Genomic DNA, 15,514 nt, shown 5'->3' with positions numbered 1-15,514 from the left:
GGCTCCCGGTGGGAGCAAGGGTGGCAGCCGGCGGGGAGCGGCCGCCGCCGGGATGTCTTGGGCGACGGCCGTAGGGCGCGAGGACGCAGCGTTTCCCCTCCGCGACGTCCTCGCGTCCGCCGTCCGCCTCCCCCGCACTCGACGAGCGCCCCACCGGCATCGCGCTCACCATGTTTTAGGGGGCCGCCGGGGAAGGAGGCCTTGACCGTGGCGCCTGGACCGGAACTTCCCGGACGGGGCGAGTCGTACTGGATGCACACCAGTGGCACGACCGCCTACCCGCAGCTCACCGAGGACGTCGAGGTCGACGTCGTGGTGATCGGTGGCGGAATCGCCGGGCTCAGCACGGCCTGGGAACTGACGCGCGCCGGCCGGACCGTCGCCGTTCTCGAGGCCGACCGCATCGCCGCCGGAGTCACCGGCTACACCACGGCCAAGGTGTCGGCGCTGCACACCCTCGTGTACGACCGCCTGCGCCGCACGCACGGCGAGGAGGCCGCCCGGCTGTACGCGATGTCGCAGCAGGGCGCGGTGGAGCGCGTGGCCGAGATCTGTGCCGGGGTGGCGATCGACTGCGACCTGGAGCGCGCCCCGGCCTTCACCTACTCGGTCCGCCAAGAGGGCACGGACATACTGCGCGCCGAGGCCGAGGCCGCCCGCGAGGCCGGTCTCCCCGCGCGGTACACCGAGGACACGGGCCTGCCCTTCGCCGTCGCGGGGGCGGTGCGCGTGGACGACCAGGCGCAGTTCCACCCCCGCAGGTATCTGCTGGCCCTTGCCGAGGATCTGGTCGCGCAGGGCTGCGTGATCTTCGAGCGGTCCCGCGTGACCGAGATGCTCGGCGGCATCCCGTGCACGGTGACCACCGAGGCGCAGCACACGGTGACCGCGGAGGCCGTCGTCGTCACCACCCACTACCCGATCTTCGACCGCGCGTTCCTGTTCGCCCGCCTCCAGCCGCGCCGGGAACTCGTCGTGGCCGCCCCGCTCGCCTCCGGCCCGGGCCCGCTCGGCATGTTCATCACCGAGGACGAGGGCAAGCGTTCCGTGCGTACCGCTCCGTACGGCGCCGACGGGCAGCGGCTGCTCATCGTGACCGGGGAGAGCTTCACACCGGGTACGGGCGACGCGGCGGCGTCCTTCGCACGGCTCGACTCGTGGATGCGCGAGCACTTCGCCGTCGAGGACACCGCGTACCACTGGGCAGCCCAGGACAACGACTCCGGCGACGGGATCCCGATGATCGGGCCCCTGCACCCCGGGGCCCGGCACGCGTATGTGGCGACGGGCTTCGGCGGGTGGGGCATGAGCAGCGGCGTCCTGGCCGGACAGCTGCTGAGCGGGCTGATCACCGGCGACGAGGTGCCCTGGGCCGAGCTGTACGACCCCCGCCGCCTGTGGAGCGCGATGCGGGAGGCGCCCGCTCTGCTGCGCCAACAGGCCGATGTCGCACGGCACTTCGTCCGCGACCGGCTGCACACCGCCCACGTCGACTCCGTCACCGAGATCCCGCCGGGGTCGGGCGCGGTGGTGCGTGTGGACGGGCACCGGTGCGCTGTCTACCGCGCCGAGGACGGCACGGTCCGCGTCGTCTCGGCGCGCTGCACGCACCTGGGCTGCATCGTGGCGTTCAACGCGGCGGAGACGACGTGGGAGTGCCCCTGTCACGGGTCGCGGTTCGCCACGGACGGTTCGATCCTTCAGGGACCGGCCATGTGGCCACTGGCACCGGTGGAACTGCCGGATGCTCCGCCTGCACCGGGGCAGGGGGAAGGAGAAGGAGGCGCCACGGCGAGCGGGCCATGACAGTGGCGACCGGCCGTACCGCTTCCCGTAGAGACCGTTCCGATAGAGACATAGAGACCTAGAGACACGGAGAACGACGTGAACGGCACATCAGCTTCGACAGCCTTCCCCGCGGAGGCCCCCTCGTCCCGGGACCTGGTGGAGGTCGTGCTCGGCGACTGCTCCGCGCCGGACGCCGACGCGGTCTTCCATTTCCTGGGCGACCACTTCGACTCCGACCGCGGCGAGGCCGTCCCGCACGGCAACGAGGGGCCACGCCCCGCCGCGTGGACGGGCAACTTCCTCGTGGAGCACTCCCCCGCCGAGGTCTCCGGCACCGTGCTGGCCGGAACGGTCACGGCTGATCTCCAGGGCTGCCCGGTGGCGGTGGAACGCCTCTGCCGGACCTTGGACGCGGCCTTCGCCGTCGAGAAGGTCGGCAAGGTCTCCGGCGACCAGGAGGTCGAGGTCCAGCTCCACCTCAACAACCCGTGACCTTCGCCCGACACCCTCAAGACCCTGGCGAAAGACACTGTTCACCCAGGTCAGGTCACGGCGCTGACGTGCAGGCCGCCCGCCGCCCGCTGGCGACGGCGATGGCGATGGCCTGGACGCTCCTCGACCTGGCCGTGGCCCCCCAGTGGCGCACGCGCGGCGTGGCTTCCCGCCACGGCTGATCCGCCCGCGCGATGGTCAGGTCATGGCATGGAGGTGCCCAGGTCCCACTAAGGCCTTTCGTCCGGATCATGCTGGGCCGCGATCAGTTCGGCGAATGTCCCGACGGGCACGTCCAGTTCGCGTTCCGCGGTGGTGATGGCCATGGCCGTCACCGCCGGGGGGCGGTTGGCGCGCTCCGTGTTGGCGTGGACGCCGAGGCCGTCCAGGACCACGAGGATCTGGATGGCGGTCACTTCGGGGTTCTCGGTGCGCAGGGCTCCGGCCGCCACGCCGTCGCGAATGAGCTGGGTCAGGCGTTCGCGCCACTGGGCCTCCTGGTGCCCCACACGGTCGCGCAGCCTGTCGCGGTAGCGGCTCAGGTGCCTGGCGTTGAGCCACAGGCGGCTCATGCCGTCGAAGCGGTTCCCCGTGGTCAGGTGGAAGAAGCGGGCCAGGTCCGCCAGCGTCTCGCCCTCGGGCCGATCCACGGGAATCAGTTCGTCCAGTTCGGCCGTCGCCGCCACACCGAAGGCCTCGGCGACGAGGTCCTCCGCGACCGGGAAGTAGTGGCTGATCAGGCCGGGGCGCACAGCGAGCTCGTCGGCGACCCGGCGCATCGTGATGCATTCGAGGCCCTCCGCGAGGGCGATCGCCGCCGCGGCGGCGACGATCTCGGCGCGGCGGGCCTCAGGATTCTTCCGCACCCGTTTCGGCCGGGTGCTCGACGGCACCCCCTGCTCACTATTGGATTCGCGGCCAATAGACAAGTCGGCTCCCGCGCTCGCCTGTTCGGAGGACTGCATGGCTTCCACGATCCCAGACCCCTCGGCACAAGCCGCCGCACCCCCTGCCGACCAGGCCGGGCGCGTGGAGGCGCACGGCGACTTCATATCCGACGCCGAACGGCACGGCCGCGCCCGCGAACTGTTCGCCGTGCGGGCGGCGCCCCACGTCAGCTACCTCACCGGAGTACGCGCCTGCGCCGCGCGCTCGCCACCAGTTCATCGACCGTGGCCAGCTTGACCCGTGGCCGGCCGGCCTCGCGCCCTCGCGCGGCCTCGGCCCGTTCGATCGCCATCAGGCCCTTCGCGTCGAGGACGCGCCGGTTGCGGCGCCTGGCCACCCGGTGGAAGGCCTTGGGCGCGTGCGGTGGCGTCGGCAGCGCGCCGGAGACGGCGTCGGCCAGCAGTGTGGCGACCGTCTCGGCCGCGCAGGTGCGGTTGGCGCCGATGCCACCGCTCGGGCCGCGCTTGATCCAGCCCACGACATACGTTCCGGGCATGCCGGTGACGCGCCCGCCCTCGTGCGGAACGGTGCCGGCGACCTCGTCGAAGGGGAGGCCGGAGAGCGGTCCTCCGCGGTAGCCGATCGCACGCAGCACCATGCCCGCCTTGATCACCCGCTCCCCCGACGCCCCTTCGGCGCGCACGGCTTCGACCTGTTCCGGTCCGAGCAGCTCTACGGGCGAGCTGTGGAAGCGCAGGACGATGCGCCGCCCGGGCGGCGGTGCCACGTCTGTGTCGAAGGCACCGCGGGGAACACCCTTCAGGACGGCGGCCTTGTCGTTCGTACCGGCCGCGTCGATGGCGGCGCCGATACGGGGATCGTGGTCGTCCACGAGCAGTTGCAGGCCCGGCACGTGCTTGAGCGCGAGCAGTTCCGGCGTGGTGTACGCGGCGTCCTCGGGGCCGCGGCGGCCCAGCAGGACCACTTCGCGTACGGAGCTCGCGCTCAGCGCCTTCAGGGCGTGGTCGGCGATGTCGGTGCGGGCGAGGGTGTCCGGGTCGGCGAGCAGGATCCGGGCGACGTCGAGGGCGACGTTGCCGTTGCCGACGACCACAACGCGTTCGGCACGGAGGTCGATCGCGTCGTGTGCCACGTCCGGATGGGCGTTGTACCAGGCGACGAAGGTGCGTGCCGAGATGCTGCCGGTGAGATCCTCGCCCGGGACGGACAGACGGCGGTCGGCGGCGGCCCCGACGGCGTAGATGACCGCGTCGTGGTGCTCGGCCAGCTCCTGCGGTGTGACGTCGTCGCCCACTTCGAGGCCCAGGTGCATGCGTACCCGGTGATGCGTGTGGAATCTCGCGAAGGTCTCGCCGACCTTCTTGGTGGCCGGGTGATCCGGCGCCATGCCGTAGCGCACGAGGCCGCCGGCCACGGGCAGCCGGTCGATGAGGGTCACCTCGGCGTTGGTATGCAGCAGCAGGTCCTGCACCGCGTACATCCCGGCCGGTCCGGTGCCGACGACGGCGATCCTGAGCGGCGCGAGGTCGGACGGCAGGACACGCGGGAACGAAGGGCTGCCCCAGGCATGGAAGTTGGGGCCGTCCTCGACCGCGTCCGCACCCGAATCCGTATGCCTGTCCGTGTCTTCGAAGTACGCGGCGTTGATCGCGGCGTACTCCTTCTGTGCCGGGGCCAGCCTGTCCACCGGGAAGATCGCGTCGACCGGGCAGGCGTCGGCGCACGCGCCGCAGTCGATGCAGGACACCGGGTCGATGTGCAGCATCTCCGTGCTGCCGAACGCCCGCTCCTCGGGGGTGGGGTGGATGCAGTTGACCGGGCACACGGCGACACATGTCGCGTCGCTGCAGCAGGTCTGGGTGATGGCGTACGTCATGTCGTCAACTCACGTCGGCCAGATGAGGTTGGCACGCTTTTGAAGTGCTCTCTTCCCTTCGCAAGCTCAGGAAGGAGATTCCCGTCTACCTTGCGGTGGCGGGCTTGACGCGTTTGTCACGCCTGACGACTGCCCTCCCGGCAGCCGGGACGAGCGCGTGGCCCATCCGGTACAGGTGCAAGATGTTGCGGGCCGCGTTGAAATCGGCGTTGCCCGACCATCCGCAGCCCGGGTTCCTGCATACGAACGTGGCCTGGTCCTGTCGGCTGCCGGGCGTGATGAAGCCGCAGGCAGAGCAGCGTCGGGAGGTGTGCGGGGCGGACACCTTGTGCAGGGTGCCGCCGTACCGGCCGGCCTTGTACGTCAGCATCGTGACCGTCCTGCCCCACGCCTCCTGGCTGATGGAGCGGTTGAGTCCGGCTTTCTGGGCGACGCCTGTCCCCGGCTCGGCGATGGTGCCCCGAGCGGACTTGACCATGTTCGTGATGGTGAGTGCTTCGACCACCATGACGCCGTACCTCTGGGCGAGGCGGGTGGTCGTCTTGTGCTGCCAGTCCTGGTGTCGTCGCGTGGCTTTTGCGCGCAACCCTCGGATCTGGTCATAGGTGTGGTGCAGGCGGCGACTGGTGCGCTCGCCGGGCTTGCGGTGTGTCCTGCGCTGGGCGGCCCGGCGCTCCAGGCGCAGGAGTTTGCCCTTTTCCTCAGCGGTCAGCCACTTGTCACGGTCGGCGCTGCCATCCGGGAGGCGAGGCGCACGCCCGTGGTCCTGGTGATTGCCGTCCGAGAGGGCGAGGGGCAGGTTCACCCCGGCATCGATTCCGACCTGTGCCCCCGGGTGGGATGCGGGCCTGGCTTCGAGGCTCTGCACACGGAAGGCGATGTGCCATCCCAGGTGGTCCTTGACCAGCCGTGCCCCGGTGATCCGGTTGTCGGCGTTCGCCTTGTTGCCCACCGGGAGGTCTTTGGTCCAGCAAAAGCGGACACGGCCGGCCTTGGGAATGCTGGCCATGCCCCAGCGGCGGTGCACCCGCTTGATCTGGAGGTCACGGCCCTGCGGGATGTCCACGCTCATCACGGACCGCAACCGGCCCTTGAAGTTCGGAGCATCAGCGCGGCCGTCCCAGCAGTTCTTCCAGGCCTGGAAGTACGTCTTGAGGACCGCTTGCGCGGCCTGCGCAGGAAGGACGGCGAGGAAATCGATCTCTTTGCGGGCCTGGCGTATCGCGGCGTCCGCGTTCGCCAGAGTCCGCTTCTCCTTCGGCATCATCTGCCACCACGCGTGCAGGCAGTTCCACACCGTGCGGGCAGCGTGCGCCTGCTCATCGATGAGGAGATTCTCGGCAGGGGACAGTGCCAGTCGGGCACGGTGCCCGAACTGCCGCTTCTCCCAGCCGAGTTCACCCACGGTGATCACCATACTGCAGTTGGTCTAAATCAACCGGTGGACCTGCTCGTGCACTACCCGCCCAAGGTCCAGCTCTCCAAGCTGGTCAACTCCCTCAAAGGCGTCTCCTTACGGCGGCTGCGCCAGGAGTACGACGCGCACATCCGCCGCCACCTATGGGCGGCCACCTCTGGTCCGGCTCCTACTTCGCCGGAAGCTGCGGCGGTGCGCCCCTGACCCTCGTACGCCAGTACATCGAGAACCAAAAGCGCCCCGTAAGCTGAGGTGAACAGTGCCGACCCGTGCTCACCTGCGGGTCAGAGCAGTCCTGAGAGGACCTTCAACCCGGGCGTAAACGCCGGAGCACTGGCCAAGATCAAAAGGTAGAGCGTGCTCCAGTCCGGGCTCGCGCCGTGGAAGTCCCTGTCCAGCGGCGTCTCCCAGTCCACCTCGGTCGCCGGGTCGTACGCCAGCACGGCGGCCGATTCCAGCAGTCGGCGCGAGACGCCGCGCTCGTCGGGGAGTTCGTGCGATTCCGGCCGAACAGTGCTGCTTGCCATGCTGCGGCTCCTTGGATCAGACGTGTGCGTTCCCTGTTGTTGCGCTGCCGTGTCCGTCGCCGTCCGTGGGTGTGCCCGGCGGTACGCGGGGCTCATCACGGAGGCCACCGTGCGGGCACACGCACGGGGCTACGGACCGTCGCCCCGTCGCGGCCCGTCGGCGGGGCGCCGCCTGCCGGCTCCGCGGGCTGCGCGAAGGCACCAGGTCAGCACAGGTGGACGGGGGCTCTGCAGAGGCCACCCGCCCGCTTGTTAGACGGACCGTATAACAAGGGGGGCGCGTTGGCCTACCCCCCGGTAAGTAGCGGGCGACAGCCCTCGTACGGCGTGGCCGAGGGCTCGGCACGCGGTCAGGCCTGCCGGTAGCCGCGGTCCTTGACCAGGCCGTGCGCGAGGCGGGCGAACGCGCGCGCGGCCGCGCTCTCGTAGGCACTCTCCCTGCGCAGGAGCACGGCGGTGCGGGTGGGCAGCGGCGGGTCGAGAGGGACGGGCCGAAGGTGTGGGTGATCGTCGGCGATGGCGTCGGGCAGCACGGTGGCCAGCAGTGACGAGCGGCGCACGATCTCGGTGAGTGCCAGGATGCTGTTGGCCTCGACGGCGACCGTCGGATCGACGCGATGCGCCGCGAGATAGTCGTCGATGTGACCCCTCGTCGCGAAATCTCCGCTGAGCAGGGCGAGTTGACGGCCACCAAGTTCACGTACGGGCAGCGGCCGGTCACCCCGGACCTCATCGCCGTCGGCGCTCACGACGAGGCTCAGGTGTTCGGTGAACAGCGCTGCGGCGGCGATACCCGCCTGGTGCGCCCCCTCGAAGGCGATCCCGAGGTCGAGTTCGTCGGCGAGCAGGTTCGCCTCGATGTGATCCTGCGTCATTTCCCTTACGTCGACCGTGATTCCGGGGTGGCGGCTGCGGAGCGTGTCCACGAGCGGGCCGATGAGGTAGACGGTGAACGTGGGCGTCATGGCGAGCCGGAGATGACCCCGCGAGAGGTCCGCGACGTCGAGCACGGCGCGGTCGGCGGCCGCCAGGTCCCTCAGTACGCGCTTCGCGTAGTACACGTAGGCCTCGCCGGCGTCGGTGGGGCGCACCGTGCGGCCGCTGCGGTCCAGCAACTGGGCGCCGACCACACGCTCCATCTGTTTGATCTGCTGCGACAGCGTCGGCTGGGAGATGCGCAGCTCCTCGGCCGCACGGGTGAAGTTGCCGTGCTCGGCCACCGCGATCAGATAGCGGAGATGACGAAGTTCGGGGCCCATGACCTGACTATAGACCGCGTCATAGATGTCATCGATAGGAGTCATGGTCGTTGCGTCTTGGACGCTATAGCTGCCGGTCATGCATGGTGGATCTCGTCAGCCCGACGGGCCGGCACTCATCGAAGGGAGTCACCCCATGCATGACCTCTCGGACGGTCTCGCGCGCTTTCGCCGCGACGTCTTTCCCGCAAAGGCGGGGCTCTTCGCCCACCTGGCCACGACCCACCGCCCGACGACGCTCTTCATCGGCTGTTCGGACGCCCGCGTGGTCCCCGAACTGATCACACAGAGCGAACCCGGCGAGCTGTTCGTCGTCCGCACGGCGGGCAACCTGGTGCCGGCCTACTCCTCGGACCCCGACGGCGTCGCGGCGAGCATCGAGTACGCCGTCGCCGTGCTGCACGTGAGCGACATCGTCGTGTGCGGCCACTCCGCCTGCGGGGCGATGACCGCGCTGGCAGAGGGGCACGACCTCAGCGCCGCGCCGGTCGTCTCCGGCTGGCTGCGGCACGCGGACGCCGCACGGGCCGGGGCCGCCGCGGTCCCAAAAGCGTCGGGTCCCGGCAGGGTCGCCGCCCTGGTGCGGGCGAACGTGTCCGCGCAACTGCAGAACCTGGCCACCCACCCCTCCGTGGCCCGCGCTCTGGCCGAAGGGACGCTCACGCTGCACGGCTGGGTGTTCGACATCGCCACCGGAGCAGTCAATCCGGTCGACGCCGCCGCGATCGCGGCCTGACCGCACCGACCAGAACCAAGAAACACCGAACCCTTCCGAAAGAGGAACTCTTCATGCCGCACGCCCAGTTCGACCCCACCGCCCGCGAGACCCTCGCCGTGGCCGCCGTCGATGCCAAGACCCGCAAGGACCTGACCTGGCAGCAGATCGCCGACGTCGCCGGGCTGTCGCCGGCCTTCGTCACCGCGGCCGTGCTGGGCCAGCACGCCCTTCCGCAGACGTCGGCCGAGGCCGTCGCGGAACTCCTCGGTCTCGACGAGGACGCCGCCCTGCTGCTCCAGACCATCCCCACACGCGGTTCGATCCCCGGCGGCATTCCGACCGACCCGACCATCTACCGCTTCTACGAGATGCTCCAGGTCTACGGCACCACCCTCAAGGCCCTCGTCCACGAGCAGTTCGGCGACGGCATCATCAGCGCGATCAACTTCAAGCTCGACGTGAAGAAGGTCGCCGACCCCGAGGGCGGCGAGCGCGCCGTGATCACCCTCGACGGCAAGTACCTGCCGACGAAGCCTTTCTGAGCTTTCGTCAGGACAGACACCAGAGCCGGTCACGCAATTCCCCGGAGGACCCCCATGGACTTCGCCCAGCGCACCATCGACCTCGCCCGCCAGAACGTCGAAGAGGGCGGACGCCCCTTCGCCACCGTCATCGTCAAGGACGGCGAGATCCTCGCCGAGAGCCCCAACAGGGTGGCTCAGACCTCCGACCCCACCGCGCACGCGGAAATCCTCGCCATCCGCGACGCCTGCCGCAAGCTCGGTACCGAGCACCTGGTCGGCGCCACCATCTACGTACTCGCCCACCCCTGCCCGATGTGCCTGGGTTCGCTGTACTACTGCTCCCCCGACGAGGTCGTCTTCCTCACCACCCGCGACGCGTACGAGCCGCACTACGTCGACGACCGCATGTACTTCGAACTCGACTCCTTCTACGGCGAGTTCGGCAAGGACTACACGGAGCGGCGCCTGCCCATGCGCCACGAGCCGAGGGACAGCGCCGTCGACGTGTACCGGCTGTGGCAGGAGCGCAACGGCGGCAGCCGCCGGGTTCCCGGGGCGCCGACGGCCTGAGGCGGTCTCTCGCCGGCTCAGCCCGGGATGCCGCTGCCGACCTGCGCGGGGATGGCCACTCCCGTAAGCCCCCGTGGCACAGTCGCCGTCGGCGGGCCGCTACGGCTCCCCCGGTCGATGTCGGTGATCAGATCCCGCAGCGCGGCACAGCCGTGCGGTGCCGGCAGCCGGCCGTCCAGGGCGGCGAGCGCGCGGTGCGCACGCAGGCGGGCCCTGCCGGTGCGGCCGTCGCTGTGGTCGACGAACGCCTGGGCGTACCGGGCGACGAGACAGGCCCAGGCGTCACCGCGGATGCTGGGCTGACTCAGGGCGCGGCGGGCACTCCGCCGCGCCGCCCGCGGCGACTGCTCCGCCTGCGTCACGGCGAGAGCGGCCAGGCTCACCGCGGGCGGCAGACCGCCGGACACGTGCGCCGGGATCGTGCTCGCCGCCTCCTGGAACTGCTCGATGGCCCGTTCCAGGTCGCCCTCATGGAGCGCCAGCATGCCCTGGACGTGCGCGATCCGCCCGATGGTCGCGTCGTCCCCGGTCAGCACCGCGGCCGACCACGCGTGCTGGAGCAGCTCACTCGCCCCGTACGGGTCGCCGTACGCCGTGAGCCAGGCCGCGAGGCACAGGCCGCGCGCGACCAGGAGGGTGTCCGAGCGGCACATCGGGAGCAGCCGCAGCAGATGGCGGCGCCCTTCGTCGGCGGCGTCGTAGACCGCCCACCAGAACCACAGGTTCAGTACGGACTCCAGGGCCGCCGCCGCGAGTTCGGGCTGGCGGGGCGCGTACTCCAGCATCGCCCTGAGCCCTTCGGCCTCGTCCAGGACGAGTCGTACGGCCTGAGGCTGGCTGCCGAGGCTCCACAGGTTCTCGGCGAGGGCGGCCACCCGGTGGAAGTGGATCGCGCGGCGTTCGGCGGCGACCTCGAACTCCCTTGCCTCACGCAGCCGTTCGCCGCCGAAGTCGTGGGCGGCGGGGGCCATGCGGTAGCGGGGTTCGCGGATGCCGCCGGGGTCGCGCACCGGAGTCAGGACGCCGACCGCGGCGAGGCGGGTCAGGCAGGCCGGCACCCGGGCCGGGGCGAGTCCGCCGCCGGCGCAGACGAACGCCGCCGTCGACTCGTCGAACTCGCCGGCCAGGATGCTGGCGCGGGCCCACACGATCCGCTCATCGCGGTCGCACAGCACGTAGGCCGCGGCGACGGCGTCCCGCAGCGAGCGGTGCCGGGGAGCCGCCATGTCCGGTGCGCTCAGCCAGCACTGGTGTTCCTTGAGCCGTTCCGCGACCTCCCCCACGCTGCTCCTGGCGGCCTGCTCCGCGGCCAGCTCGACCGCGAGCGGAAGCCCGCCCACGTACCGGCAGATGTCCGCCACCGACCTCAGGTCCGAATCGTCGGCGTCGAAACAGGCACCCGCCCGCTCCAGGGACCGGTCCAGGAACCGGTCCAGGAACAGCTTCATGGCAGGCGCGGTCCTGTGCTCGTCCGCGGGCTCAGCGCTGAGCGGCGCCAGGCGCAGCACGGCCTCGCCGCCCAGGCCGAGGGGCCGGCGCGCGGTCACCAGGACGCGCAGCGACGGCACGAACTCCAGCAGCGTCTGCACCATCCCCACGCACTCGGCATGGACCGGATCGACGTCGTCGAGGAAGAGCAGCACGTCAGCGGCGCGCAACCGGTCGGCGACGGCGCCGACACCGGCCGCTTCGCGCCGCCCGTGGACCCCGGCCGCCGCCTCCAGGACGGCGGCGGTCAGTGAGGCGGGCGAGCCCGGCCCGGCACCGGACCCGGCGCCCTGACCGCCCTCCGGCCAGCGGACGACCATGACGCGCGGCCCGGCCCCCTGCGCGCCGACGCCGGCGGCCGCCTCCGCTGCCGGCCGCCCCTCGCCCCCACCGAGCACGCACTCCCCCGCCCCGTGCGCCACGACATCCGCGACCGCCTCCGCTGCGAGCCGGCTCTTGCCCACGCCGACCTCGCCGGCCACCGTCACCAGTCGATGGTTCTCCAGGAGCGCGCGCAGGTCCCGCGACTCCCGTTCCCGGCCCACCAGCGGACCGGGCACCTGGCCGCGGTCCTGTGCCGACGGCGCGCTGTCGCCGCCCTTGCGTGTCCACACGTCCGCCATGCTCCGCACATTCCTGCCCCTCGTCCGTCGACCGCCGCCGCCATCCGTAGCCCGCGCCCACTCTGTGCAGAACCGTCACTGCACTTGCGCCACGGCAACCCCAACGCCTGAGCGGCCCCAGGGTGTCGTCGCCGGGCGACGGTCCACCCTTGGCGCGGAACAGTCGAACGCGCGCCCGACTCCACGGTGGGGCGGAGGCCACTCGAAGTGAGCAGTTTTGGAGAAGCGCCGGTCATGAGCCGCGCCTAGCCTGAACTCCGTGGACAGCGCCCCTCACGGCAGCTCTCCCGCCGTCCTCGAACCGGACAACGGCGACCACACCCACGACCTTCAGGAGTGATCATGACCAGCTCTTCCACCCAGGGGATCAAGACCGTGCTGCACCCCGTCTCCGACCTGGCGAAGGCCAAGGCGGTGTACGTGGCCCTGCTCGGCGCGGAGCCGACGGCCGACGCGCCCTACTACGTCGGCTTCGACGTCGCGGGCCAGCACATCGGGCTCGTGCCCGGCGGCGGGGGCATGACCTCGCCGGTGACCTACTGGCACGTGCCGGACATCGAGGCGAAGCTCTCCGAGGTCACGGCCGCGGGTGGCGTGGTGAAGGAGGCCGCGCACGACGTCGGCGGCGGCCGCCTCGTCGCCACCTTCACCGACGCCGACGGCAACGTCCTCGGGCTGCTCCAGGACAGCTGACGGACGGCCCGGCCCACCGGGTCCCGGGCAGAAGCGGAACAGCATCAGGCGGACCGGTCGGAACTGGTTAGATCGAGCCGGGCGACGCCGACGGGGCCCGCGAGGGCGGTCCCGCGCAACAGATGGAGACACGATGAGCATGGCCAAGGGGACGCAGGCGCAGTCACCTGCGCTGCACGCTGCCGACAGCCACGACCTGATCCGCGTGCACGGTGCGCGCGTGAACAACCTCAAGGACGTCAGCGTCGAGCTCCCGAAGCGCCGGCTGACGGTGTTCACCGGTGTCTCCGGCTCGGGCAAGAGTTCGCTGGTCTTCGGCACGATCGCCGCGGAGTCGCAGCGGATGATCAACGAGACCTACAGCACGTTCGTCCAGGGCTTCATGCCGACGCTGGCCAGGCCCGAGGTCGACGTACTCGACGGTCTGACGACCGCGATCATCGTCGGCCAGGAGCGGATGGGCGGCGACGCCCGCTCCACGGTCGGCACGGCCACCGACGCCAACGCGATGCTGCGCATCCTCTACAGCCGGCTCGGCAAGCCGCACATCGGCTCGGCCAAGGCCTTCTCCTTCAACGTCGCCTCGATCAGCGGCGCGGGTGCGGTCACCGTCGAGCGCGGCGGCGAGAAGGTCAAGGAGCGGCGCAGCTTCAGCATCGTCGGCGGCATGTGTCCGCGCTGCGAGGGCCGGGGTTCGGTCACGGACTTCGACCTGACGGCGCTGTACGACGACAGCAAGTCGCTCAGCGAGGGCGCACTCACCGTCCCCGGCTACAGCGTCGACGGCTGGTACGGCCGGATCTTCCGCGGCTGCGGCTTCTTCGACCCGGACAAGCCGATCCGCAAGTTCACCAAGAAGGAACTGCACGACCTGCTCCACAAGGCGCCGACCAAGATCAAGGTCGACGGCGTCAACCTGACGTACGAGGGCCTGATCCCGAAGATCCAGAAGTCGATGCTCTCCAAGGACATCGACTCGCTCCAGCCGCACATCCGCGCCTTCGTGGAGCGGGCGATGACGTTCACGTCCTGCCCCGACTGCGGCGGCACACGGCTGAGCGAGACGGCCCGGTCGTCCAAGATCAAGAAGATCAGCATCGCCGACGCCTGCTCGATGCAGATCAGCGACCTCGCCGAGTGGGTGCGCGGCCTGAAGGAGCCGTCGGTCGCACCGCTGCTGAAAGCGCTCGGAGACACCCTCGACTCCTTCGTGGAGATCGGGCTCGGCTACCTCGGCCTCGACCGCCCGGCGGGCACGCTCTCGGGCGGTGAGGCGCAGCGCGTCAAGATGATCCGCCACCTCGGGTCGTCCCTGACCGATGTCACGTACGTCTTCGACGAGCCGACGATCGGGCTGCACCCGCACGACATCCAGCGGATGAACGACCTGCTCCTGCGGCTGCGGGACAAGGGCAACACCGTGCTGGTCGTCGAGCACAAGCCGGAGGCGATCGCGATCGCCGACCACGTCGTCGACCTCGGCCCGCGGGCGGGCACCGAGGGCGGCGAGGTGGTGTTCGAAGGCACGGTCGACGGGCTGCGGGCCAGTGACACACTCACCGGGCAGCACCTGGACGACCGCGCGACGCTGAAGCCCGCGGTGCGGACACCGACGGGGAAGCTGGGGGTGCGCGGCGCGGGCACCAACAACCTCCAGGACGTCGACGTCGACATCCCGCTCGGCGTACTGACCGTCGTCACCGGCGTCGCGGGCTCGGGCAAGAGCTCCCTGATCCACGGCTCGGTGTCCGGACAGGAAGGCGTGGTCACGGTCGACCAGGCCGCGATCCGCGGCTCGCGGCGCAGCAACCCGGCGACGTACACCGGACTGCTCGACCCGATCCGCAAGGCGTTCGCCAAGGCCAACGACGTGAAGCCAGCACTGTTCAGCGCGAACTCCGAAGGCGCCTGCCCCACCTGCAACGGCGCGGGCGTCATCTACACCGACCTGGCGATGATGGCCGGCGTCGCCTCCACCTGCGACGACTGCGAGGGGAAGCGGTTCCAGGCCTCAGTCCTCGACTACCACTTCGGCGGGCGCGACATCAGCGAGGTGCTCGCGATGTCGGTGGCCGAGGCCGAGCAGTTCTTCGGCGCCGGGGAGGCACGCACGCCGGCCGCGCAGAAGATCCTTCAGCGGATGGCCGACGTCGGACTCGGCTACCTCACGCTGGGACAGCCGCTCACCACGCTGTCCGGCGGCGAGCGACAGCGGCTCAAGCTGGCGACGCACATGGCCGAGAAGGGCGGGGTCTACGTCCTCGACGAGCCGACGACCGGCCTCCACCTCGCCGACGTCGAGCAGTTGCTCGGCCTGCTCGACCGGCTCGTCGACTCCGGGAAGTCCGTGATCGTCATCGAGCACCACCAGGCGGTCATGGCCCACGCCGACTGGATCATCGACCTCGGTCCCGGCGCCGGTCACGACGGCGGACAGATCGTCTTCGAGGGCACACCCGCCGAACTCGTCGCGGACCGCTCCACCCTGACCGGAGAACACCTCGCGGCATACGTGGGCGGCTGACCGAAAGGCGAGCACGAACACCCTTTGGGCCGGACACGAGCAACTCGGTGTCCGGCCCGGAGGATTGCAAGAACAGCGCGTCGGCGGATCCGCCCGCTTCCGGCAG

Annotated in this window: 12 protein-coding genes and 2 pseudogenes; 8 read left to right on the top strand and 6 right to left on the bottom strand. The window is 70.6% G+C overall.

From position 1 onward, the window contains the following. Positions 1 to 252: 252 nt before the first annotated feature. Positions 253 to 1,806 carry an FAD-dependent oxidoreductase gene (locus OG456_RS36410; protein ID WP_266569543.1) on the top strand — a complete coding sequence of 518 codons (1,554 nt, stop codon included), beginning with the start codon at positions 253 to 255 and terminating at the stop codon, positions 1,804 to 1,806. Positions 1,807 to 1,884: 78 nt separating this feature from the next. Further along, positions 1,885 to 2,280 (top strand): hypothetical protein, encoded by a 396-nt coding sequence (locus OG456_RS36405; RefSeq protein ID WP_266568621.1) that lies wholly within the window; start codon positions 1,885 to 1,887, stop codon positions 2,278 to 2,280. A gap of 230 nt (positions 2,281 to 2,510) precedes the next feature. On the opposite strand, the gene OG456_RS36400 is transcribed toward OG456_RS36405, so the two are convergent. The 3 genes from OG456_RS36400 to OG456_RS36385 all read right to left on the bottom strand — a co-directional run bounded on the left by OG456_RS36400 (position 2,511) and on the right by OG456_RS36385 (position 6,482). Beyond that, positions 2,511 to 3,146, bottom strand: coding sequence for a TetR family transcriptional regulator C-terminal domain-containing protein (locus tag OG456_RS36400; protein WP_323136382.1), 636 nt, complete (start codon positions 3,144 to 3,146; stop codon positions 2,511 to 2,513). A gap of 257 nt (positions 3,147 to 3,403) precedes the next feature. Then, positions 3,404 to 5,065 carry an FAD-dependent oxidoreductase gene (locus OG456_RS36390; protein WP_266568618.1) on the bottom strand — a complete coding sequence of 554 codons (1,662 nt, stop codon included), beginning with the start codon at positions 5,063 to 5,065 and terminating at the stop codon, positions 3,404 to 3,406. Between the two features lie 85 nt (positions 5,066 to 5,150). Further along, entirely contained in the window at positions 5,151 to 6,482 is a 1,332-nt protein-coding gene (locus OG456_RS36385; RefSeq protein ID WP_266568616.1) for a transposase, read from the bottom strand. Positions 6,483 to 6,506: 24 nt separating this feature from the next. Between OG456_RS36385 and tnpA the strand changes: the two are divergent. Next, positions 6,507 to 6,733 (top strand): annotated as a pseudogene (gene tnpA, locus OG456_RS36380) (IS200/IS605 family transposase); the annotation flags it as partial. Positions 6,734 to 6,832: 99 nt separating this feature from the next. Here tnpA and OG456_RS36375 read toward each other — a convergent pair. Next, positions 6,833 to 7,009: pseudogene (locus OG456_RS36375) on the bottom strand (diiron oxygenase); the annotation flags it as partial. A gap of 350 nt (positions 7,010 to 7,359) precedes the next feature. Further along, on the bottom strand, positions 7,360 to 8,268 hold the full coding sequence (cynR, locus tag OG456_RS36370) for a transcriptional regulator CynR (RefSeq protein ID WP_266569542.1): 909 nt from the start codon (positions 8,266 to 8,268) through the stop codon (positions 7,360 to 7,362). A 136-nt stretch (positions 8,269 to 8,404) separates the two neighbouring features. Here cynR and OG456_RS36365 point away from each other — a divergent pair, with 136 nt between their 5' ends. Genes OG456_RS36365 through OG456_RS36355 form a run of 3 tightly spaced genes read left to right on the top strand, consistent with a single transcriptional unit; the run spans position 8,405 to position 10,080 of the window. Then, entirely contained in the window at positions 8,405 to 9,004 is a 600-nt protein-coding gene (locus OG456_RS36365; RefSeq protein WP_266568614.1) for a carbonic anhydrase, read from the top strand. A gap of 53 nt (positions 9,005 to 9,057) precedes the next feature. Beyond that, entirely contained in the window at positions 9,058 to 9,528 is a 471-nt protein-coding gene (gene cynS, locus OG456_RS36360; protein ID WP_266568612.1) for a cyanase, read from the top strand. A gap of 54 nt (positions 9,529 to 9,582) precedes the next feature. After that, on the top strand, positions 9,583 to 10,080 hold the full coding sequence (locus OG456_RS36355) for a nucleoside deaminase (protein ID WP_266568610.1): 498 nt from the start codon (positions 9,583 to 9,585) through the stop codon (positions 10,078 to 10,080). Positions 10,081 to 10,097: 17 nt separating this feature from the next. Here the strand turns inward: OG456_RS36355 and OG456_RS36350 are convergent, their stop codons facing one another. Further along, positions 10,098 to 12,191 carry an AAA family ATPase gene (locus OG456_RS36350; RefSeq protein ID WP_266568608.1) on the bottom strand — a complete coding sequence of 698 codons (2,094 nt, stop codon included), beginning with the start codon at positions 12,189 to 12,191 and terminating at the stop codon, positions 10,098 to 10,100. A gap of 342 nt (positions 12,192 to 12,533) precedes the next feature. Here OG456_RS36350 and OG456_RS36345 point away from each other — a divergent pair, with 342 nt between their 5' ends. Next, a complete protein-coding gene (locus OG456_RS36345; RefSeq protein WP_266568606.1) occupies positions 12,534 to 12,884 on the top strand; it encodes a VOC family protein in 351 nt (116 codons plus the stop codon). Positions 12,885 to 13,017: 133 nt separating this feature from the next. Next, positions 13,018 to 15,408: an excinuclease ABC subunit UvrA gene (locus tag OG456_RS36340; protein ID WP_266568604.1), complete on the top strand. Its 2,391-nt coding sequence runs from the start codon at positions 13,018 to 13,020 to the stop codon at positions 15,406 to 15,408. Positions 15,409 to 15,514 lie beyond the last annotated feature (106 nt).

Source organism: Streptomyces sp. NBC_01446 (genome assembly GCF_026340095.1).
GTDB lineage: Bacteria > Actinomycetota > Actinomycetes > Streptomycetales > Streptomycetaceae > Streptomyces > Streptomyces aureus.
Note: the sequence above shows the minus strand (reverse complement) of the source record. Positions and strands in the feature narration are given on the sequence as shown.